Annotated in this window: 25 protein-coding genes and 2 pseudogenes; 21 read left to right on the top strand and 6 right to left on the bottom strand. The window is 34.7% G+C overall.

The genetic code is table 11. The annotated features are described in order from the left end of the window. Positions 1-107 precede the first annotated feature (107 nt). The 3 genes from FSZ17_RS20070 (at position 108) to FSZ17_RS20060 (ending at position 3,186) form a co-directional block, all read left to right on the top strand. Positions 108-455 (top strand): metal-sensitive transcriptional regulator, encoded by a 348-nt coding sequence (locus FSZ17_RS20070; protein WP_057773673.1) that lies wholly within the window; start codon positions 108-110, stop codon positions 453-455. Between the two features lie 15 nt (positions 456-470). Beyond that, positions 471-677 carry a copper chaperone CopZ gene (copZ, locus tag FSZ17_RS20065; RefSeq protein WP_057773671.1) on the top strand — a complete coding sequence of 69 codons (207 nt, stop codon included), beginning with the start codon at positions 471-473 and terminating at the stop codon, positions 675-677. Positions 678-762: 85 nt separating this feature from the next. Beyond that, entirely contained in the window at positions 763-3,186 is a 2,424-nt protein-coding gene (locus FSZ17_RS20060) for a heavy metal translocating P-type ATPase (RefSeq protein ID WP_082625298.1), read from the top strand. A gap of 581 nt (positions 3,187-3,767) precedes the next feature. Here FSZ17_RS20060 and FSZ17_RS20055 read toward each other — a convergent pair. The 3 genes from FSZ17_RS20055 to FSZ17_RS20045 all read right to left on the bottom strand — a co-directional run bounded on the left by FSZ17_RS20055 (position 3,768) and on the right by FSZ17_RS20045 (position 6,754). Beyond that, positions 3,768-4,952, bottom strand: a complete 1,185-nt coding sequence (locus FSZ17_RS20055; protein WP_057773669.1) for an XRE family transcriptional regulator — start codon at positions 4,950-4,952, stop codon at positions 3,768-3,770. A gap of 15 nt (positions 4,953-4,967) precedes the next feature. After that, positions 4,968-5,681 (bottom strand): DUF5986 family protein, encoded by a 714-nt coding sequence (locus FSZ17_RS20050; protein ID WP_057773667.1) that lies wholly within the window; start codon positions 5,679-5,681, stop codon positions 4,968-4,970. Between the two features lie 374 nt (positions 5,682-6,055). Further along, positions 6,056-6,754: a hypothetical protein gene (locus FSZ17_RS20045; RefSeq protein ID WP_057773665.1), complete on the bottom strand. Its 699-nt coding sequence runs from the start codon at positions 6,752-6,754 to the stop codon at positions 6,056-6,058. 688 nt (positions 6,755-7,442) lie between these two features. On the opposite strand from FSZ17_RS20045, the gene FSZ17_RS20040 reads away from it, so the two are divergent. From FSZ17_RS20040 to FSZ17_RS20025, 4 genes are all read left to right on the top strand, one after another. After that, positions 7,443-7,772, top strand: coding sequence for a PadR family transcriptional regulator (locus FSZ17_RS20040; RefSeq protein WP_057773663.1), 330 nt, complete (start codon positions 7,443-7,445; stop codon positions 7,770-7,772). Next, complete coding sequence (locus FSZ17_RS20035) at positions 7,769-8,410, top strand: HAAS signaling domain-containing protein (RefSeq protein ID WP_057773661.1); 642 nt, start codon at positions 7,769-7,771, stop codon at positions 8,408-8,410. Before FSZ17_RS20040 ends, FSZ17_RS20035 begins: the two co-directional genes overlap by 4 nt. Before the next feature lie 75 nt (positions 8,411-8,485). Next, positions 8,486-9,022, top strand: a complete 537-nt coding sequence (locus FSZ17_RS20030; RefSeq protein WP_057773659.1) for a hypothetical protein — start codon at positions 8,486-8,488, stop codon at positions 9,020-9,022. A gap of 236 nt (positions 9,023-9,258) precedes the next feature. Then, positions 9,259-9,855, top strand: a complete 597-nt coding sequence (locus FSZ17_RS20025) for a cell wall hydrolase (RefSeq protein ID WP_057773657.1) — start codon at positions 9,259-9,261, stop codon at positions 9,853-9,855. 131 nt (positions 9,856-9,986) lie between these two features. On the opposite strand, the gene FSZ17_RS20020 is transcribed toward FSZ17_RS20025, so the two are convergent. Both FSZ17_RS20020 and FSZ17_RS20015 read right to left on the bottom strand, forming a co-directional pair. Next, the gene (locus FSZ17_RS20020; RefSeq protein WP_057773655.1) at positions 9,987-10,190 is read right to left on the bottom strand and encodes a DUF1657 domain-containing protein; all 204 of its coding nucleotides are present in this window, start codon (positions 10,188-10,190) and stop codon (positions 9,987-9,989) included. A gap of 292 nt (positions 10,191-10,482) precedes the next feature. Further along, a complete protein-coding gene (locus tag FSZ17_RS20015) occupies positions 10,483-11,316 on the bottom strand; it encodes a metallophosphoesterase (RefSeq protein ID WP_057773653.1) in 834 nt (277 codons plus the stop codon). A gap of 141 nt (positions 11,317-11,457) precedes the next feature. Between FSZ17_RS20015 and FSZ17_RS20010 the strand changes: the two genes are divergently transcribed. The 14 genes and pseudogenes from FSZ17_RS20010 to FSZ17_RS19950 all read left to right on the top strand — a co-directional run bounded on the left by FSZ17_RS20010 (position 11,458) and on the right by FSZ17_RS19950 (position 21,460). Then, positions 11,458-12,573, top strand: a complete 1,116-nt coding sequence (locus tag FSZ17_RS20010; protein WP_057773651.1) for an MGDG synthase family glycosyltransferase — start codon at positions 11,458-11,460, stop codon at positions 12,571-12,573. Between the two features lie 149 nt (positions 12,574-12,722). After that, entirely contained in the window at positions 12,723-13,148 is a 426-nt protein-coding gene (gene fabZ, locus FSZ17_RS20005) for a 3-hydroxyacyl-ACP dehydratase FabZ (protein ID WP_057773649.1), read from the top strand. Positions 13,149-13,302: 154 nt separating this feature from the next. Beyond that, entirely contained in the window at positions 13,303-13,683 is a 381-nt protein-coding gene (locus tag FSZ17_RS20000; protein ID WP_057773648.1) for a VOC family protein, read from the top strand. Positions 13,684-13,810: 127 nt separating this feature from the next. Next, positions 13,811-14,239: an Rrf2 family transcriptional regulator gene (locus FSZ17_RS19995; RefSeq protein ID WP_057773645.1), complete on the top strand. Its 429-nt coding sequence runs from the start codon at positions 13,811-13,813 to the stop codon at positions 14,237-14,239. A 125-nt stretch (positions 14,240-14,364) separates the two neighbouring features. After that, complete coding sequence (locus FSZ17_RS19990; RefSeq protein WP_057773642.1) at positions 14,365-15,006, top strand: NAD(P)-dependent oxidoreductase; 642 nt, start codon at positions 14,365-14,367, stop codon at positions 15,004-15,006. Between the two features lie 21 nt (positions 15,007-15,027). Further along, positions 15,028-15,195, top strand: coding sequence for a hypothetical protein (locus tag FSZ17_RS23540; RefSeq protein ID WP_185150647.1), 168 nt, complete (start codon positions 15,028-15,030; stop codon positions 15,193-15,195). Positions 15,196-15,207: 12 nt separating this feature from the next. Then, positions 15,208-15,540, top strand: a pseudogene (locus tag FSZ17_RS19985) (redoxin domain-containing protein); the annotation flags it as partial. Between the two features lie 218 nt (positions 15,541-15,758). Beyond that, positions 15,759-16,079, top strand: a complete 321-nt coding sequence (locus tag FSZ17_RS19980; RefSeq protein WP_057773639.1) for a PadR family transcriptional regulator — start codon at positions 15,759-15,761, stop codon at positions 16,077-16,079. Next, entirely contained in the window at positions 16,072-16,671 is a 600-nt protein-coding gene (locus FSZ17_RS19975; RefSeq protein WP_057773637.1) for a DUF1700 domain-containing protein, read from the top strand. The genes FSZ17_RS19980 and FSZ17_RS19975 overlap by 8 nt, the downstream gene beginning before the upstream one ends. Then, positions 16,672-17,634, top strand: a complete 963-nt coding sequence (locus FSZ17_RS19970; protein ID WP_057773635.1) for a DUF4097 family beta strand repeat-containing protein — start codon at positions 16,672-16,674, stop codon at positions 17,632-17,634. Positions 17,635-17,748: 114 nt separating this feature from the next. Then, on the top strand, positions 17,749-18,453 hold the full coding sequence (locus FSZ17_RS19965) for a DUF421 domain-containing protein (RefSeq protein ID WP_057773633.1): 705 nt from the start codon (positions 17,749-17,751) through the stop codon (positions 18,451-18,453). Positions 18,454-18,904: 451 nt separating this feature from the next. Then, on the top strand, positions 18,905-19,660 hold the full coding sequence (locus FSZ17_RS19960; RefSeq protein ID WP_057773631.1) for a DUF2087 domain-containing protein: 756 nt from the start codon (positions 18,905-18,907) through the stop codon (positions 19,658-19,660). 21 nt (positions 19,661-19,681) lie between these two features. Next, complete coding sequence (locus FSZ17_RS19955) at positions 19,682-20,023, top strand: GIY-YIG nuclease family protein (RefSeq protein WP_057773629.1); 342 nt, start codon at positions 19,682-19,684, stop codon at positions 20,021-20,023. A gap of 111 nt (positions 20,024-20,134) precedes the next feature. Continuing rightward, positions 20,135-21,460: an MATE family efflux transporter gene (locus tag FSZ17_RS19950; RefSeq protein WP_082625312.1), complete on the top strand. Its 1,326-nt coding sequence runs from the start codon at positions 20,135-20,137 to the stop codon at positions 21,458-21,460. A gap of 273 nt (positions 21,461-21,733) precedes the next feature. On the opposite strand, the pseudogene FSZ17_RS19945 reads toward FSZ17_RS19950, so the two are convergent. After that, positions 21,734-22,249: pseudogene (locus FSZ17_RS19945) on the bottom strand (Tn3 family transposase); the annotation flags it as partial. Between the last annotated feature and the right edge of the window lie 149 nt (positions 22,250-22,398).

Raw genomic sequence — 22,398 nt, 5'->3', positions numbered from 1 at the left:
ACACCTATAATAGTGCTTATAAGGATATTGTCTTAAAACATTGATTAAAAAACCCCTTTACATACTGTACGGGGGTATGATATAAATTAATTAAAGGGGGAAGCCAAATGGTATCCGAACTGAATAATGATTCTCTAGAATTCGAAGAAGAAAGCTGCTGCTCAACTCTAAGTGAGAGAAAAGCTCATCATTCTGATAAGGTAAAGAAAAATCTTGTGACAAGATTAAACCGAATTGAAGGCCAAATTCGCGGGATTAAAGGTTTAATTGAAAGAGACACTTATTGTGATGATGTCATTACACAAATTTCGGCTACTCAATCCGCCTTGAACAGTGTAGCAAAGATATTGTTAGAAGGACATTTAAAGGGTTGTGTTGTTGATCGTCTTCAAGAAGGGGATATGGAAGTTTTAGATGAAGTATTAATTACTATACAAAAATTGATGAAAAAATAAGGGAGTTGTTCAATAATGGAAAAAGTAACATTACATGTAGCTGGAATGTCTTGCGGACATTGTGTGAAAGCGGTTGAAGACAGTGTTGGAGAATTAGCTGGAATTGAAAGTGTTAAAGTTCATTTAGACAGCGGAACTGTTGATGTTGAATATATTTCAAACGAAGTGTCTTTAGACAAAATTAAGGAAACAATTGATGATCAAGGCTATGATGTAAAATAGTAATTTGGAAAAAAATACGTGCTAGCAATAGCACGTTCTATTTTTAAAAAAAATATACCCACCATAGGTATAGGGGGATGAGGGAATGAGTGGGAAAATGCAAGAAATGCATGAAAGCCAGTTTCAAGTTACTGGGATGACATGTGCCGCATGTGCCACACGTATTGAAAAAGGTCTAAATAAAATGGATGGCGTTCTTGAAGCAAACGTCAATTTGGCTCTAGAAAAAGCAACTGTAAAGTTTGATGGAGCAACAATGGGTCCAGCCGATATCCAGAATAAAATTAAAGCGCTTGGCTATGATGTCATAACAGAAAAAACAGAATTAGCTCTCACTGGCATGACATGTGCCGCATGTGCGACTAGAATCGAAAAAGGGCTTAATAAAATGGATGGGGTTCTACAGGCAACAGTCAACCTTGCCCTTGAAAAAGCATCAATCGAGTACAATCCAGCGGTTGTTTCAACAAAGGATATGATACAAAAGATTGAAAAATTAGGCTATGGAGCAACTGTCAAAACGGAAGACAATGAAAAAGAAACGGTTGACCAACGGATGAAGGAAATCGAAACCCAGCAGGGAAAGTTTATCTTTTCAGCGATTCTTTCCATCCCGCTGCTTTGGGCAATGGCAGGTCATTTCAGCTTCACTTCTTTTTTATACGTGCCTGATGCGTTTATGAACCCATGGGTACAAATGGCTCTGGCAACACCCGTACAATTTTATATAGGGAAACAGTTTTATGTAGGGGCTTATAAAGCGCTAAGAAATAAAAGTGCAAATATGGATGTTCTCGTTGCATTAGGAACCTCTGCCGCTTATTTTTACAGTGTCTATTTAGCTATTGGAACAATAGGAAATCATGGTCACCCAGTGGGCCTATACTTCGAAACAAGTGCGGTCCTTATCACATTAATTATTTTAGGGAAATTGTTTGAAGCTAAAGCAAAAGGGCGTTCTTCTGAAGCAATCAAGAAATTGATGGGTTTACAAGCGAAGACAGCCCTCGTTATTCGAGAAGATCAAGAATTAGAAATTCTTTTAGAAGAAGTTGTGGCAGGGGATGTTATTTTAGTAAAACCGGGTGAAAAAATTCCGGTCGACGGTGAGATTTTAGAGGGGCAGTCAGCACTCGATGAATCGATGATCACAGGAGAAAGTGTTCCGATTGATAAGACGGTTGGCGATGCAGTTATTGGTGCCACGATTAATAAAAATGGTTTTATAAAAATGAAAGCCACAAAAGTAGGAAAAGATACGGCTCTTGCCCAAATTATTAAAGTGGTTGAAGATGCTCAAGGCTCAAAAGCCCCAATTCAACGTTTGGCTGATACAATTTCAGGTGTTTTTGTTCCGATCGTTGTTGGAATTGCAGTCATTACATTTTTGATTTGGTACTTTGTTGTTGCCCCTGGGGATTTTGCTGAGGCACTTGAAAAATTAATTGCTGTTCTTGTTATCGCATGTCCATGTGCTCTTGGGCTAGCAACTCCCACTTCCATCATGGCAGGTTCAGGCCGTGCCGCTGAATATGGGATTCTTTTTAAAGGTGGAGAGCATCTGGAAATGACTCACCGAATTAAAACAGTCATTCTAGATAAAACAGGAACGATTACAAACGGAGATCCTGTATTGACCGATGTCATCACAGAAATGGGTGAAACAGAATTTCTTACATTCGTTGGTTCAGCTGAGAAGCAGTCTGAACATCCACTTGCCCAAGCAATTGTGAATGGGATTAAAGAAAAGCAGATTGATCTAAAGGAAGTTAAAGACTTTGAGGCCATCCCTGGCTATGGCATTAAAGCAATCGTCGATGATACGGAAATTCTGATTGGTACTCGCCGTTTGTTGAAAAAATTCAGCATAGAAATTGATCATGCTTTAGAAAAGATGATTGCTCTTGAGAAGCAAGGAAAGACAGCCATGTTAACAGCCATAAATGGTGAATATGCAGGGATCGTAGCGGTTGCCGATACCATAAAGGAAACATCTGCTACAGCCATTAGCCGTTTAAAAGATATGGGCCTTGATGTCATTATGATAACTGGTGATAATGAACAAACAGCAAAAGCAATTGCTTCCCAAGCTGGAATTGACCATGTCATTGCAGAAGTGCTGCCTGAGGGGAAAGCAGAGGAAGTGAAGAAGCTGCAGCAACAAGGCAAGAAAGTAGCAATGGTCGGTGATGGTATTAATGATGCTCCAGCATTAGCGATTGCAGATATCGGGATGGCCATTGGCACAGGAACCGATGTCGCAATGGAAGCAGCAGACATTACGTTAATCCGTGGAGATTTAAACAGCATTGCTGATGCCATTTTTATGAGTAAAAAAACGATTCGAAATATAAGACAAAACCTTTTCTGGGCATTAGCTTATAATGCGCTAGGAATTCCAATCGCTGCATTTGGTTTTCTTGCTCCTTGGCTTGCTGGTGCGGCAATGGCGTTCAGTTCGGTGTCAGTTGTTCTTAATGCGCTTCGACTTCAGCGTGTAAAATTATAGGAGGAGATGCTGGATATGAAAAAATGGGCGCTTTCAGCTGCTGTTTATTTGGTTGTTGTAGTGGGAATATACTATGTGGTTATGTAAAGGTTTTAAACAAATAAACATTTTAAAGATACATTGATTTATGTGCTTTTTACTTGCATTCTACATATCTATAATTGATATGTAGAATGCATTAATAATATATGAAAATATATATTGAAAGCAGACATGAGACCAATCATAGCTGCTTTTTTTAAATTGAGTTGTCGTGAAAATGGTTTATGATTATCTGTTCATTAAAATTAATATTTCTACGCTTCTAAGGTATGGCTCTTGGATATATCCATCTCATAGTAATCTCTTTAATACGGTGTTACAGGACGTTATAGGCTATCTAATTTTACATTCAGATCACAAGATTTAAGTAATCCACCTAATAATAATTTAATTCCAATAAGAACAATATCAACTATATTTTCAACTTCAATCATTACAAGATTAGCTGAATAATGGCCACTACTATTAAATAAATATTTCATACTCATTTCCTTTTTGGAAAAAATTACTATGTTGTATCATGAAGTTTAATTTCTATTTTATGAACTTTTATGATTTTTATAATCCTTTATTTTCAAAACAACCCTAGACTGACTATTATCAATGAACATTGCTGGTTCTACACCACAAATCATAGCCAACATTTTTGGTGTTAAATATAAGTTATATTGCTCAGCAATATTAAAAGGAATTTCATGTCCTTTTAATATACCTTCATCTATTAGTAATTCTAAAGATTGTTTAAAAGCTATTGGAACAGTTACCTTTGTCTCAAAATCAAATGGTTCTGGATTTTTCCACTTACGATAATGCATTTGCTTATATAGTTTAACTTCTTGATCTGCATTGATAATTTTTAAATCCCTAGCTCGTTTAATCATGGCAGCCATTGAAACATTCCATTTTCTTTTCAAATTATAGTAAGTGTCGATTTCATCTACAATTTTGCTTGATAGCTCTGCACCAAAAGATTCTTTAGGCATTAAGAAAATAGATGCTAATTTATTCGCCTCATCTTCCATCATCTTATATTCATCTTTATCTAGCTCTTGTGGATTAATATTTTGATGTAGTACCCAATGAGCCATTTCATGTGCGATACTGAATTGTTGTCGGTAAAAAGAACTTCTTTCACCAGTTCCAGTTACAATTACAAAATAATCATTATGTTCACCATTATTTTTTTCAATCCTATTCATACTACTAAAAGCATCGACCTTGCTTTCAGAATAATCCATTGAAATAACAGTAAATCCCATTAATTCAACTACTTCAACAATATCATGAATTGGCCCATCATTTAAACCTACATATTCTCTCATTTTTTTAGCAATCAAATCATATTCTTCATAGTTTTCATAATTTGCTCTATCCTCTAGTATTGGAAACTCAATATATTGTTCTAGAAAATCCCGAACAATAACAGAATATTTCAATGCTATAGATGCAGGATCTTTTGACTTTTGGGTAGCTGTTAATCTCGAACGAAAAAAAGTTCCCTCACTTTTTAATTTGAAAATATCTTTTGTATAAAAAAACTCTCGAGGATATCCTAAAATATTCGGTAACTGCAATGATTTTTCAAAACTTGGTTCACCATTTCCATTTTCATATTTTGAAATCATTTGTTTAGAGACATTTAACTTCTCGGCTAACTCGGTAATCGTTAACTTATTATAAAGTCTCGCTTCCTTTAGTCGTTGTCCATTAAATATCTTATTCATACTACTATCTCCAAACTATCTATTATTTTTCAAGCGCACAATTTGTTTCTTTTTTGATTCTCTTTCTGTGCGACTTTCTTCTTGATCTGCCACAACATCATCTGAATTAAGAACAAATCTATAATCATTTTTAATTAGTGATGTTAAATCTTTAGTCCAAACAATTTCATTTTTGGTGTTAAATACTAAGGCCTCTGCAGTGCTCGTAATTGTTTTATTAAATGCAATGACTATTACCTTACTAGGTGGATTTTCCATCATTTTCACTACTTCTCTTGCATGCATCTGTAAAGTCTCAATATCTTTACATTTATTAGAACAATTATCTCCTAAATTTAATGAAATTTGCCCTTCCACAGGTACTAAATCATCAAGATTTTCATTAAAGAGGTTCAGTAGATTTAAGTAATGATTATCTTTCCCATTACGAATGATTGAACGTAAGTTTTTAGAACTAAAGAATACATAGATTTCATTATTAGGCCCAATTAAATATACTGCTTGCCAAAGGTTTCCACGTTCTAATTTTGAATAGCCTAAATTATATTTCATAGCAATTTTTACGATTGTATTATAACGATAATCCCATTGATATGTGTGACGACTATTCTCTACTCCATTTCCAGATTCATTATTAATCGCAATTAAATACTGCTCACGTGATTCTGGATCATTTAAAACTAACGCATTAACAACTTCGCCAAGAATTGAATCATTTAAACTTATCATACTAAACCTCCTATTCTTAAATATTATTTTAGATTTATTTTTAAAAAAGTCAACTAAAATAGTAAAAAGATACAGAATTTAAATATAATTTTAAAGTCTGTATCTTTTTTATAAATCTTTCTCTTTTATCTTTTAATCTATATGAAATTCCATTTTTTAATTGGGTGAAATTCTCCACTACAATTGCCTGAGCTTTTTTTATATACAGTTAAACTTTAACCAAACGTCGCTTCTCTCTATAGCTGACGTAACTCTATTTATACTCTATAGCTGATATATTAATATTTTCTTAATCACTTTACAGCCGTATATCAGGTATTATTATATTGTAAGGCTTCTGAAATTACTCCAATTAGGTAAGGACCATTATAGTATTAAATATTATTATCTAACTCTTCATTTTCATTTTGTTCATTCGCCTGAGTAAGTATAATCCGACTTTCGACTATTTGTGATAATCTAAGCTCTTTAAGAAGTTCATTAATATGCTCAAGTTTCGAAATAGTAGTATACTCTTTAAATGAACTTTTAAACGCAAATAGCAGTATGATAAGCCCAATTGTCATAATAGTTAAGGTAAGAAATTCAATGTTATCTAGATTTTTTATAAGAAATGTAATGAATAAAGGCAATACTACTGTAATCAATCCTAGATAAATATTTTTCTTAGCTTGTTCTAGCCTTTGAATTTTTTCTAACTTTTCTTTAATTAGACTTTCTACTAAAGTATTTTCATTTTCTATAAGAAGATTAATATTCGATTTATGTAAAACCGATTGACAAAAACGTTGCATTCTTTCATTATCTAAATTTTCGACACTTCCATATAAATTTTCGACAAGCTTGAAATGAAATAAAGAACTAATTCCTACCGTTACTATAAACAAACAAAGCGTTAATAAAGCATATCCATCTTTTTGCGCATGCATAAAATACCAACCCAAAAGGGCTTCAAGTAAAATGAGAATTAATATTCCATATAATTTTTTATTAATTCTAAGAGACTCCATAATTTGTTTATGTGGATCGTACACTTCTGCATGGCACTTTAATATTTTGGTAACTGTGTTCATTTTTTATATTCTCCTTTCATTTAATAACTTTATATACGATAAAAAAGAACGAATGTTTCTTTTTTTGCAAAAAAAAATAATAATCTAGAGGGATCGTTTTTGTAGGTGCACCAAAAAGTACATTAGTCGATGGTCGTGTTCAAATTTGTCTGCTTCATGAAATATATATAGGGAAAAAGAAGAAGTTGAATCTGGTAATAAAAAATGACTCTTTAAAAGAATTTAGTGGTTTAAAAGGGAGTGGATATAGTAGTCTATAAGGAGTCTTAAGTGAAAAATTAATTAATAAGGTTTTGAACAATTTGGAGATAACTTCCTTATTAAAGTCCAATGATATAGAATTATTTATCACTTCGCTCAATTGTAACATCAGGTGACTTTTCATTGTATGAAAAGCTATTTACAGCATTTTAATGAAATATTTGATCATTCAATTTAGAAGCATCTCTTTTAGTGTTTCCAATCGTTTTTTAGCGATTAATATCAACTTTGTACTTTCAAAAAAATGGTCTCAAAATAGATTATGTGAGTATTGGGACAAAAAACGGATTATAATATTGTCAGCATATCTCAACAAACTTTTAATAATAAAGAATTTAAACGATTGGAGTCCTAATGATTATTGACATGATTGTAAAAAAATAGCATACTAAAATTGTTTACATAGGTTTACTAGGTAGGTGTATGCATGTTTAATCGAGAGCTATTGAAAGGAAGCACGTCTTTGCTGCTGCTTCAACTTTTGGAAGAGCGTCCGATGTATGGTTATGAGCTTGTAAAAGTAATGGAAGAAAGAAGCGATAAAACGTTACAAGTTAAAGAAGGTACATTATATCCAGCACTTCATAAACTCGAACAGCAAGGATATATTGAAGCATACTGGAAACCGCAAGAAAAAGGTCCAGATCGCAAGTATTATAAAATTACTTCAGAAGGCGTAAAAATGTTGCAGCATAAAACAAAAGAATGGAATCTATTTGTAAAAATGATGGATCAAATGTTGGGTAAACAATCATGATTAAAGCGAAAAAACAATATTTAGATGAAATTACCCGATTGCTTAGAAATCACCCAGATCATGAAAATATTATAGCTGAACTGTCCATGCATATTGATGAGATGATGGCTGATCTTGAAGAAAAAGAAGTATCTGAATTTGAAGCTATCCCAATAATCATGAGCCAACTAGGTACTCCTCGTCAAATAGCAAAGGAATTTAAGGGTGTCTCAACTAGAACGCCTGGAATTGTTCAAAATGCCTTTATTCTAATAAACTCCTTATTTTTCTTCGCAGGATTATTCCTTGTTTTAGGATCTCAAGTATGGAATATTGCATTTTTACAAACCATTTGGCAGGTATTATCACAGCTTAACTGGCTAATTTTAGGATGCTATACTGGCTTTTGGGCTTGGATGGGCTATGAATATGGGAAAGAATTTGGAGTTCGCGGCAAGGTATTTTTAGCTGGAACAATCAAGATTGCCATTATACCTAATTTGTTATTGATGATATTTACCCTTTTTGGGACTCTTCCATCAGAATGGTTTCATTCAATCTTAAGCTCTTCCTTTATATTAGGTTGTCTTCTAGCGACCGCGCTTTTCTTTCCAATTAGTAAAATGGGGTACTATATTGGAAAACACAAAGCCTTCTAGTAAGGCTGTCTTTTTTAAATATATACATAGAATTACTATGTATTATTAATTATATTAGATAAAGGAGAATAATGAATGACCTTTTTAATGCTATTTGGATTTCTTTTTGTGATTTTTCTCTTGCTAAATAAACAACGGCTTGTCCGTTTGGTTGGAACAAATAATAGATTGGTGCAGAGGTTATCAAACTTAAAATGGTTTCAAAATGAATGGAGTAGCGGCATCTTTTTATTTTTCCTAAATGCTTTATTATTTGCTCTCGCTATTGGAGCCATTTATGTTTTAGGCTTACTAAATATTCCGTATCTACATATATTTATCATGCTTTTGGCAGCATTATTAAGCATCTATTTGTGGATTGTTATTCATAATTCAGGATCTAAGGGCAAAAAGGAGCAATTGATCATGGGTTCAATCGGCAGCAGTTTTTATTTACTTCTTCTGCTTGTGTGCATTTATTTGATTATGACTCTTGAGCCTAGTACACCTGAGCATGATACATTTATGGCATTCATTGGTTTAATTTTTGCTTCGTTTATTTCCTTTATTGCCATGTCAGCGTGTTTCTATATAACTGGTTTTTCAAAGAATCAAATCAATGGGAAAAGATAAAAAACACTGTTACAAACACGAAATGTATGTCATAAATGATCCAAATTATGCAGTGATAGTTAAATGCTGTATAAAATAAAATGTATCCATATTTTGCTACGGTAATGCTCGTGGTAGTAGTGATGAGCATATGTCTATCCTTTATTTAGATTCCATATTTTGGATCATGTTTCACAATATTACATCTGTTAACCTACTAATAAATCATTATCTGAGGCAATAGGAGGCTAACAACCATGAAAAAATGGAAGAAACTATTAATTGTGTCTACTCTATCATTTTCAATTTTTGGATTTACTTCTCGATCTGAAGCAGCAGCGAACACTCATTTTGTACATAATGGGGAAACCTACTGGAATATTGGTAAAAAATACGGGGTTTCAGTCCTAGAGTTAATGAAAGAAAATAATAGGTCTAGTGAAATGCTATATCCTGGGGAAAAGCTCCTTATCCCAACTACGAAAATATCAGAAGCGGATAAAGATTTAATGGCTCGTCTTGTACATGCTGAAGCGAAGGGAGAGCCTTACGCAGGAAAAGTGGCTGTCGCAACAGTAATTTTAAATAGAGTTGACAGTGCAGACTTTCCAAATACAGTGAAAGACGTTATTTATGAAAAAGTTAGCGGTCATTACGCATTTGAACCAGTTCAAAATGGAACGATCAATCAACCTGCGGACAATGCTTCAAAAAAAGCTGTAGTAGAAGCACTAGCGTTTAGAGGGCAAGGAAAAGGCTCCTTATATTTTTATAATCCTAAGACGTCAACAAGTGATTGGATTTTTTCAACACAAACGACCATAACTATTGGTAATCATAGATTTGCAAAATAAGACTTATTACAGAAACACCAATCACATCTTTGTAGAATAATCATTAAAGTAGGCGTTCCTTCAAAAGGTAACGCCTACTTTTTTTGAATTAAATTCTAATTACAAAATAATTCTTTTTAACTTACTTGAAATTATTGCTTGTATTGTGGTTCTTCTTGTTCAACTTCCTGAAGTCGTGTATTTAGTTGGTCAACAATAAGTTGAGTTTGTTGAGATGTACTTTGATATAGTTGCTTTGCCTGTTGATTGTCAGTGTCAAGCGCAAAACCCTCCAAGCTTGCTTGTGCACTTTTTAACCCTGAAATCGTTTGTTTTAAGTTTGTAATGACTGTCATTTAAGACTCCTCCTCATTAATTGGCTTAACAAGATATAGGATGTTGAAAAGTGAATAGAAACATGCAACCAATTTTTGTTATAGAAAAAGTATTATTGTTTCCAATCTGTTCTTAAATGCTAGTTAATATACCAAATGACAATCTGGTTGTTCATTTTCCAGCCTTCTATATTCAGTGTAATTTTTCCACAAATAATTTTTCACACTCCGATAAAAATAATCCTATAGGCAATTTCGACAAAAAACTTTTAACAGAATCAAAAAAAAGCTGTCAAGAAATGATCAGCTTTTCTTAAATTATTGATGCTTTATTATGGGCAACTGCCAATGAAAGCTCGTGTAAAGTAATTTCAGGCCTGCTCCCAACACGGATATTAATACCCGTTTGGCCAAGGCCCTCATTAATATAGAAAGGTTTTCCATCCTGCATATGGAATCCTTTAATAATATTCATTCTTGCAAGCTTTCCCATTTTTGCAAGGTGATACGCTTTTGGATAACAGATTTGTCCACCATGGAAATGGCCAGCAAGCAAATAATCAAAATGATACTTTTTCATATGCAGAACAATATTAGGGTCATGGGTTAATACTAGGTTTGTTCCCGGTTTAATTCCATCGTAAGAAGTCTCAAGATTGCTTCGATTTGTGCTAAAGTCATCGATACCGATAATATTAACGGGATTTCCATTAACATGGATCACTTCATTTTTATTTTGTAGAACCTTGCAGTTATATCGTTCAATTGTATCTGTTAAACATTTTAAGTTTTGATCACGTAGAACATAGTCATGATTGCCAAGAACGGCATACATTCCATATTTTGAATTTAATTGATTCAGTACCTTTAAATATGGAACGAGCTTTGGAATCGTACGTTTACGGTCAAGAAAATCTCCCGTAATCGCAATTAAATCGATAGCTTCTTCTTTCAGCTTTTCATAAAGCTCATTAGGGGAGATAGATATATGTTCAAGATGCAAATCTGAAAGTTGCAGAATATTTAATTTCGGACCATGTCCGTTAATTTTAATTTTATTTATGACGATATCCTTCGTGTTTGTGAAGGCTTTTTTTATTAAAAAATACAAAAGTATGATTAACGCTGTAAATAAGAATATTTTCAAAGTTATCACTCCTTTCATATTAAAAATTATACATGAATTACTTTTCCTTTTTTACAAGTAATAGATGGTATGAGTCCCATGGGTGAATATTCCTAAGAGTCAGGTCTAAAAACAAATCAAGGGTTTTGGGAGAGATGCCATATGAAAAAGAAAGTCCTGTTTTTACCTTTTTTACAAATTCCATCTGGCCATCATCAGGCTGCAAATGCATTACTGGAAGGAATTCTACAAATTAACCCAAATATAAAATGTGATACGGTCGATATTCTTGCATATAGTTATGGGAAAATGGAGTCAATCGTTTCGAAGATTTATTTGAATTGGATCCATTCATACCCCAGTTTATATAATTTTATCTACCGAAACTCAGTCTACAGAAATAGAGAAAAAAATAAGCGGTATTGGACGTATGAATTATTATTTCTTTCTTTTATGAAAAAGCTAATTAAGGAAAAACAGCCGGATCTAATTGTATGCACTCATGCTTTACCAGCTTATATGTTAAATTACTTGAAAGCGAAAAAAGAACTAAGAGTTCCGGTCATGAATGTGTACACAGATTATTTTATCCATCGTTTTTGGGGAGTGGAGCATATTGACTTTCATTTTGTATCATCACAGCCTATGAAAGAGTTTTTGAATAAAAAGGGAGTAAGTGACGATCAGATATTTATGACAGGAATCCCGATACATCCGAAAATTAAAAAGGAGAAATATACAAAAGGAGCTTCAATACAGTCCAAACTTTCTGTTTTAATTTCTGGAGGAAATCTAGGGGTTGGTGCAATCGAGGAATTAGTTCAACAAATCAATGGGGCAGAACCTTGTAAACAAATTCAGTTTTATATACTATGCGGGAAAAATAAGAAATTATTTGAAAAGATTAATGGCCTGCAAAAAAGCTTTCTTATTCCGTTTTCGTATATAGATTGCAGGGAGAAAATGAATGAACTATATGATCAAATCGATGGCATTATAACGAAGCCAGGTGGAGTGACAATAAGCGAAAGCCTTTTTAAACGAAAGCCGATTTTTATCTTTAACGCTTTGCCTGGTCAAGAAGAAATTAACCTTCAGCAGCTAACAGAAATGGGTTTGGTTTATCACCTAAATAAGCAGGAAGTTCAGAGGCAAGTACTAGCCATTCTCCAAGATCAAAATGAAATGAAACAATATCAAATGAAAGTAGAGAGCTTTCACTCTAAAATTCAATCGAAAGAACCATCTGAAATAATAGCGAATCTGTTAAGTACATAAAGTGTATGTATATTACTAAAAGTCCTTATTTTTGCCACTTTACAAAATCCACTAAGTTTTTATTATCAGGTACTAACACCAATTGATATAATGGAAAGCAAGAAGAAATCTAAAGCGACTATACAGATATTTGAAATGGAGGCTTCAATTTGTTCGATACTCAAAAAATAAAAGAAATTATAAGACATCGCTACCCTTTTCTTTTAGTAGATAGGATTCTGGAATTAGAAGAGGGGAAAAGTGCAGTTGGTATAAAAAATGTGACAGCAAATGAAGGTTTTTTTAATGGGCACTTCCCCGATTACCCAGTTATGCCAGGAGTACTAATTGTAGAGGCATTAGCTCAAGTAAGTGCAGTGGTGATGTTAACAAAAGAAGGAAATCAAGGGAGACTAGGGCTTTTAGCAGGCATTGATAAATGTCGTTTTAAACGTCAAGTAAAACCTGGAGACCAACTCCGTCTCGCGGTAGAAATCACTCGTTTAAAAGGACCTGTTGGGAAAGGGAAAGGTATTGCTACTGTTGATGGAGAATTAGTTTGTGAGACAGAACTAATTTTTGCATTTGGTGATTAAGATTCAAAAAAAGGAAGATGAAATCGATATTAATTGTTTTATTATTTTTGTCGAGAACTAATAGTATGATAATAAAATCTATCAAAGTATAATGAAATTTACAAAGGAACAAAATATTAATATTGCCTGTCTTAGCAGAAAGGGAGATGAGAAAATGATTAATAAAGTTGGTCAAATTATGCTCTATGTAAATAACCAAGATGAGACAGTGAAGTTTTGGACAGAAAAGTTTGGTTTTATTGTAGTTTCTGAAGTAGATACTGGCCAAGGAATGAGATGGATTGAAATTGCTCCAACAAAGGATGCAGAAACAAGTATTGTTCTCCACAATAAGGAATTAATTGCTAAGATGTCTCCTGAATTAAATCTTGGTACACCGTCGTTAATGTTTTACTCAGAAAACCTCGATGAATTATATAAAGATTTCACAGATAAAAATATTAAAGTCGGGGAAATTGTCAATATGCCTTCTGGCAGAGTATTTAACTTTGCTGATAATGAGGAAAATTACTTTGCCGTTATGGAAAAAAAATGATCTAAAAATGAAACACCAAAACGACATAATAAACTAGTCGTTTTGGTGTTTTAAGTTTTATTGGGTTTTTATCTTGACACTTAGTGTACGATGTAACTATAATGATTACATCAGGAGGCGAAGGCATATGAAAATCAGCAGCCGGTTTACTGTAGCTGTCCATATTTTATCTCTCGTAAACTTTGAAAAGAGTACACTTTGTACGTCTGAATGGATTGCGGGGAGCGTGAATACAAATCCGGTCGTTATTCGGCGAGTGATGGGTATGCTTAAAAAAGCAGGATTAATTCAAGTTCGCAGAGGAACAGGCGGAGCTGAGATTCAAAAACCTTTAAATGAAATTACCCTTCTTGATGTATATCATGCAGTCGAGGTTGTTGAAGAAGGCGAGTTATTCCAATTCCATGACCACCCAAATCCTAGCTGTCCTGTCGGAGCTAACATTCAATCCGTGCTAGAATTGATTTTAATGAAAGCTCAAGAGGCTATGGAATTAGTACTTAAAGAAGTAACGATGGAGGACATCGTCACGTTTTTAAATAAAAAAATTGGATAAAGCATCTAATTTTTTTTATTTTTGTTGTAATTGTAACTGTTACAATTACAATGGGTGAAAATAAGGAAGTAAAAATGTATGTCATCTCATCATGCCGTGAAAATAAAAACTAGGAGGTTTTTTAAATGAAAATAGGAGTAATCGGAGCAACAGGAAAAGCAGGTAGCTTTATTTTAAAAGAAGCTTTGGATAGAGGTCATGAAGTTACAGGTATTGTGAGAAATGCTTCAAAAGTAACGGATACAACTGTATCTGTTCTTGAAAAAGATGTGTTAGAATTAAAGGCAGAAGATTTAAAACAATTTGATACAGTAGTCAATGCTTTTGGTGCAGCTCCGGGAAAAGAGGATCTTCATGTGGAAGTTGGAAGAACTTTAATTGAAGCTCTAAAGGGTGCTCCTGAAACAAGATTATTCGTCGTCGGAGGAGCGGGAAGCCTATTTGTTGATGAAGGCAAAACAACTCGTTTAATAGATACGCCAGAATTCCCTAAAGAGTATTTTGCAACAGCATTTAATCAAGGTAAAAACCTGCAGGACCTTCAAAAAACGACTGAAATTAAGTGGACCTTCCTTAGCCCAGCGGCCTTCTTTAACCCAGAAGGAAAAAGAACGGGGGCGTATCAAAAAGGAAAAAACAACCTCATTGTAAATGCTAAGGGTAATAGCTATGTTAGCTATGCGGATTATGCTATTGCTGTAGTTGACGAAATTGAAAATTCGAAGCACATTAACGAGCGCTTTACAGTCGTATCTGAGGCAGAGTAATACAAAATAGTGAGGGCGATTATGAAAATAAAAACCTTAATCATTTTAGCTGTCGTCATGCTTATGTTATCAGCATGCGGACCAAAAAAAATCGATGAATCCATTACATTGTTGGACCATAATAACAATGAAGTAACATTCCCACAAGATAAGCCTGTATTATTCTTTTTTATTACAACATACACCTGAGGCACCTGCCACCAGCAACTAGTTGAGTTGCATAGCAAGCTTCAAAAGTTAGATGGCCTGGATATGGAAATGTATGTGATTAGCGGTGATCAACCGGAAGAACAGAAACAATTATACAAAGAACTTGAGGATTTTTTCGGAAAGAGTCTTCCATTTGTCTCTGATCCGGAACTAGAATTAATTGATCAAATAGGAATGAAAAATGGCGATGTCGCCTATAGAGGCTATGCCATTCTTGATTCAAATGGCCAAGTTGTTTTAAAGAAGGTTAATGATAATTGGGGAGTAGAACTAGATAAAACGGTAGAAGACATAAAAAAAGCATATGAAGAAATTCAGAAGTAATAAAAAATCGGGCTAATCCTTCTAATAGGAAGAAGGATTAGCCCGATTTTTTTTGTATGAAATGTTCTTCCTTCAACACAACCCTCTCAAAATAATCATACCGCCTACTTAATACATGTTGACACATCATATTATACGACATATAATATGATCAAAACCAATACTATACGCTATATAATATAGGTGGAAGTATAATACGTATATTAGGAGGTGTAGCTATGTCATTTCAGCTTGGAGCCGCTCTACTTGATGCATGTGTTCTTGCTATATTAGCGAAGGAGGATGCTTACGGATATTCCCTTACTCAGCAAGTACGCGAGGTTATGGATATTTCAGAATCGACACTTTACCCTGTCCTGCGCAGATTGCAAAAGGGAGAGTACTTAACAACCTATGATCAGCCCTTTCAAGGAAGAAACCGGAGATATTATCGAATTACCGAAAGCGGTCGTGCCAAGTATGAAGAACTGCTTGAAGAATGGTTGGAGTATAAACAAAAAATTGATTCAGTCCTATTAGGGGGAATAAATCGTGAGTAAAGAAGAGTATTTAAAGGAGCTTCGGCAAAAACTTAAAAAATTGCCGAATGATGAAGTAGACGCAGCCTTAGATTTTTACGGTGAATACTTCGATGAAGCGGGAGAAGAAAATACAGAACAGATAATAAAAAAATTAGGTTCTCCCTCTCTTGTTGCATCACAAATTTTAGCCGAATATGCTGTAAAAGGATTGGACAACGAAGCAAGTACAACGAAAAAAGGCTTTTCGGCTATTTGGTTTATCATACTTGCCATATTAGCTTCACCTATTGCCCTGCCATTGCTTATTCTTATTATCAGCCTAGTATTTGCTTTAGTTCTCATGTTTGGAGCATTTATTTTTACTTTCTTTACAGTCATTTTTGCCTTAGTCTTTTCAGGCATTATCAGTGCAATAGCTGGGTTCGCTGTTATCACACAGCATTGGCAAACTTCCCTTTTCTTCATAGGAATTGGACTAACCGCTTCTGGAATAGGGATTCTCCTATTCTCTCCGCTTGTACTTGTCACAAAGAGTGCAAGCTTAAGCTTAGCTAAATGGCTGAAAAGGCTTTTTGACAAAATAACGCGCGGACGTAAGGAGGAGAAATAAATGAAATCATCTAGAAAAATAATCACAATTATTGCCAGCTGCATGATTGTGATAGGTATCCTTCTTGCGGTGATCGGCTTATCAGCAGGGGCTAGGTTTTCCATTACGAATACGCTGGATGGTTTTAAGGTCTTAGGGCCTGAAGATAGAAAAATAGAGGAATTTCCTTTATCTGCATTTACAAATATTAAGGGTGATCTCACAGATGCAGATATCGAAATCATTCCCTCTAATGAATACAAATTAAAAATTGAAAGACAGAAGAGTACGAAGATTACACACGAAGTAGAAAATGACACGCTTGTGCTCGAAGATAATGATTCAAAGTCCAGTCCGAAACTATTTTTGAATTTAACCTTTTCATCCATCCCGGAAACAGTTATCAAGATTTATGTTCCAAAAGAGACTAAATTCTCAGATGTCTCTTTAGTAAACAAATTTGGTGATACTCGATTAGATGGAGTGATAACGGATAAATTGAAAATCGACTCGAACGATGGAGATATTGTCCTCAATGATGTTCAAGCCAATGAACTAAATATCGAAAATGGATTTGGCGATATTACAAGCAGCAAAGTGACAACTAAGGTTTTAAACATTGATATGAACGATGGCGATGCGATATTTGATACGATAAACGCAGCTTCAACCGTCTTAAATAATAAGTTTGGCGATATAACCTTCCGAAATTTCACTAGCGAGGGACTCACAATGAAAAGCAATGATGGGGATATCGAAATACAAGGTATGCTTTTAGGAAATTCCACGATTCATTCAAGCTTTGGCGATGTTAATCTTAAGCTATTAAATAAGAAGTCCGATCTAAGCTACAATATTCGAAATAAGTTTGGTGATATTACAGTAAATGATAACCAATTTGAAACAAAAGCTACGAATACGACAAATTCTCAGAATAAGCTAGACATCACTTCGAATGATGGCGATGTTGACGTTACCTTTTAAATAGTTCAAAATCCGAGTCACTTTATTGATGACTCGGATTTTTTTTAGAAATCTGCTCTACCGGACATATTATCAATAGCTGCTTTATTTAAAATGACCGGGGGGAAGGAGTAAATGGATTTTTTTCACAGTCAGGAATCGCTTACAGCCATGCAATGGATCTTAAGAGCCTTAGTTGCTTACTTCTTCTTGATTATCGTTGTAAAAGTTATGGGACAACGATCCATTTCCCAATTAAGTTTACTTGATTTTGCCATCGCTTTAGTCATTGGGAACCTAATTGCCCACCCTTTATCAGATGAACAATTAGGTCTTAAAGGGTCTATGATTACAATGAGCGTGCTTGTTATTTTATATGCTTCAAGTGTTTTTATCACATTAAAGTCAATAAAATTAAGAAGAATTGTTCTTCCTGAGCCTTTCCCATTAATTCGAAATGGGCAAATCATGTCTAGAAGTTTGACCAAAGCCAGAATCTCAGTTGACGATTTATTATCAGCTGCAAGAAAAGAAAAAATAGATGATATCAAAAAAATTTCACTAGCGCTATGGGAACCTGATGGAACCATATCGTTTTTCATGAGTCCTGCCTTTCAAACTATAACTCGAAGTGATTTGAATATCATCTCTGAACCATTTGATTTCCCAAAAACGGTTGTTAGAGAAGGAAGAGTTGATCAAAATGTATTGAAGCAAATAGGCAAGGAGGAGAATTGGCTTTTGTCCACATTAAAAACAAACCATAATGCTGAAATAAGTAATGTTATATTGGCAACTGTGGATAGTAACAATCAATTAAATCTTTTTTTATACAAATAGGCGTCTCTGAGCTAGATAAAGTGAAACTTCCATCAGTGGGGGTTTTTCGACGCACAGGACGTGCTAGTGCCGACGTTGCCACAGGACGTGGCGTTCTTAGTCGGCTTTCATCCCCCACTGATGGTTAGTTGGCGGCCCACAGGAAGTGGGTCACGCAGACGTTGCCACACGATGTGGCGCTTTTAGTCTGTGTTCATTTTACTGCCCGTTAATGCGGGATAAATGTCTACCTACAAGGGATGCTATAACAGCGTATACATTTTCCCTTTAATTTGTATCTTTTTGGGGAGACCCTCCTCGAGCGGACTCTTTAAAAAAGTATTAGAGAGTTATTATTTTGTAGATTTAGATTAGTAATTTCCTAGATGTAATATAATTATGTTTGACAATTAATAAACAAAAATATAATATGTTTGTAATAATCCAAACAAACAAATGGAGTGACTATATAATGAAGCTGTCAGAGCTTTTTTGGAGTGCTTCCTTAGAGGAGCTGAAACGCGGGTATATTCAAGATGAGAATTCTCATATGTGCCTGCTATGCGGAAAGCAAATAGAAAAAGGGATTGTCTATCAAGAAGAAGGTGTTTTTTATGAGTCAGAAAAGTATATGCGACTTCATATTGAAATTACCCATCAATCTGTTTTTTCTTACTTAATTGATCTTGATAAAAAGCTTACAGGCCTTACGGATCATCAGAATCGTCTTCTCCGCCTTTTTTACGAAGGGAAAAGTGATGTAGATATTCAAGAGGAAATGGGAATCGGGAGTGCTTCCACGATTCGAAATCATCGCTTTGTTCTAAAAGAAAAAGAGCGCCAAGCTAAGTTGTTTTTGACAATGATGGAGCTTTTGAAGGAGAAGGATCAGCATGCTCCCACCTTTATTGATATTCATAAAACAGCAAGGATGGTCGATGACCGCTACAATGTGACAGAGGAAGAAAACGAGGAATTATTGTTAAAGTATTTTCCTGATGGGACGAATGGGCAATTGAACACTTTTCCTCTAAAGCAAAAGCATAAGCTGATTGTCCTTCGAGCCATTGCTGATCATTTTGAAGATGGCAGAATCTACACCGAAAAGGAAATGAATCAGATTTTAAAAGAATCGTATCATGACTATGTATTGCTGAGACGATATTTGATTGAATATGGATTTTTAGATCGAAAGCCTGACGGGAGTCAATATTGGCTGAAAAAATAATAAAAGAAAGCAGGTAGAATCATGGATAGAAAAAAAGAACTAAAGCAGCTTTATAAAGAAACGGAAGTGGAAGCTGGCGTCTATCAGATAAAAAACACACAAAATGGAAAATTATTTGTTGGAAGTACGAGAAATACAAGGACATTAAAAGGAAAAAAATTTAGCTTAGAGATGGGTACAGATACAAATAAAAGGCTTCAGGAGGAATGGAACCAATTTGGAAAGGATGCCTTTGTCTTTGAGATTCTAGAAGTGCTGAAAAAGAAAAAAGAAGGCTTTTTTGATGAGAAACGTGAGCTGAAGAAGCTGGAAGAGAAGTGGTTGAATCAGCTGCAGCCTTATGGAGAGCGCGGATATAATTAGGAAAAGTCCCGCTAAAAGGAGAGATAAAACTTGGAATCTACACAAAATAAAGCGAATGAATTTACGAGTTCACTGGGGAAGGGAGGAAGTCAATCGCATGTATTACGACCGATGCTTCTATTTTTAATTCCTCTGCTCCTCAGTAATATTCTGCAATCAATTGGTCAGCTTTTTGGAATGGTCATTGTTGGACGATGGCTTGGTGTAAATGAACTAGCTGCTATTTCGGCATTTTTCCCTTTATTTTTTCTACTAATCTCTTTTGCAATCGGAATTGGATCTGGAAGTTCAATATTAATAGGTCAAGCATTCGGGGCAAGAAATGAAGAGCGGTTAAAGGCAGTTGTGGGGACAACACTGACATTCACTTTTTTACTGGGTATTTTATTGGCAGTGATTGGTGGAATTTTCACGATGGATATCCTTCGCTTAATTGGGACACCTGATAACATTATTGAAGTAAGTGCTCACTACGCTAGAATTTTGTTCTGGTCCTTGCCAGTTTTGTTTTTGTACTCTGTATACACGACTTTTATGCGTGGGACAGGTGATTCAAAAACACCTTTTTATTTTCTTATTGTCAGTACTGTGCTCAACTTAGCTTTTTTACCTCCATTAGTCTTTGGATGGATAGGATTGCCAAAACTCGGTGTCTATGGTGCTGCATATGCATCCATACTCTCGACATTCTTAACATTTATTATCATGATAGTTTACTTGCATAAAGTAAAGCATCCGCTTCAGTTGGATGCGTCGATTCGTCAGTACCTTCGGATGGATAGAGGGTTGCTAAAATTGCTGCTCCGTCTTGGGATTCCAGCGAGTATTAGCATGATTCTTCTTTCGCTATCAGAAATTGCGGTTATTTCATTTGTAAATCGGTATGGTTCTGATGCGACGGCAGCATATGGGGTCGTTAATCAAGTAGCAAGCTATGTGCAAATGCCAGCAATTAGTCTAAGTATTGCTGTCTCTGTCTTTGCTGCACAATCTATTGGTGCCAATCAGCTTGATCGGTTAAAGCAAGTAATAAAGACAGGTGTTTTTCTTAACTATGTTATTAGTGGAATCTTAATTATTGTCATCTATATCTTTTCGAAAAATATATTAGGCTTGTTTATTACAAGTAAGGATACGATTAATATTGCCCAAAGCTTATTAATGATTACGCTTTGGAGCTACTTAATTATTGGGCATTCGTATATCCTAACATCTACTATGCGTGCAAGCGGAACGGTCTTATGGCCAACTATTTTAAGCATTATACCCATCTGGCTTGTTGAAGTACCAGTGGCATACTTGCTTTCAACCTACACAACTCTTGGAATAAAAGGGATATGGATCGGCTACCCTGCTGCCTTTATCGTGACCCTAGCTTTACAATACTCGTATTATCGATGGTCATGGAAGAAGAAGCGGATTGTAAGTCTTATTTAATAATAAGGTTGTGTTAAAGCTCAGTGTTGATAATGCAAATTTGTTGTGATCGGATCGGAAAGCAAGTGCCTGCAGCGGAAATTAACCAGGAAGTTTAACATATTCAATAATAAAAATATCCTCCCTTATTTTGAGAGATTTGAAGAGGGAGGGTTTTTTATTTTTTATTTATTGGGGTAGCACCAACAAAACGCGAATTTCGTACGCTAAGCAACATTTCATAAAGAAAAAGCCGATTTCCTGTACGCTAAGGGAGTAATCGGCTTCTTATTGTTAAGTCATCTGTAGTGGTCGTAGAGAGTCTAATGGTGCAATTTCTTTTTTATTAAATCGGTATTCTCCTAGAAAGTTAATGTGTTCCCATCCTAATGGAGAAATATGTCTTAATAATTCTTCATCAAATTGTTCTTTTTTCTTCAAAACGTTTATTGCTTCACTTAAATAAACAGTATTCCACACACTAATTGTATTAATTAAGAGGTTTACTGCACTACTTCTTTGAAGTTGATCTTGTAGCGCTCTTTCTCGGAATTCACCATGTTTCCCAAAGAAAATAGCTCGAGCAAGTGCATTCATGGCTTCTCCTTTATTCAATCCTCGTTGAATACGTCTACGCATTGTTTTATCTGAAAGATAATCTAAAATGAAAATTGTTTTCTCAATTCTTCCTATTTCTCTTAGTGCCTTGGCTACTTTATTTTGATGGGTATAAGACCCTAAATTCTCCATAATCAATGCACTCAATACTTTACCTTCTCGAATAGAATGAGCTAGCCGTAAAACATCATCATTTCAATAGCTCTTTCAACACTTCTAATTTACATTCTTTAATGTGTATTTCTCTATTGATTTGTTCTTTTTCCCATTTTTCCGTAATCAATCTATGCATGTTAAGAGCGATGATATTCACGTTCACAACTATTGCAAATTAAATCTTC

The organism is Cytobacillus dafuensis (assembly GCF_007995155.1).
In the GTDB taxonomy this organism is placed as follows: Bacteria; Bacillota; Bacilli; order Bacillales; family Cytobacillaceae; genus Cytobacillus; species Cytobacillus dafuensis.
This window is presented reverse-complemented; position numbering and strand designations above follow the sequence as displayed.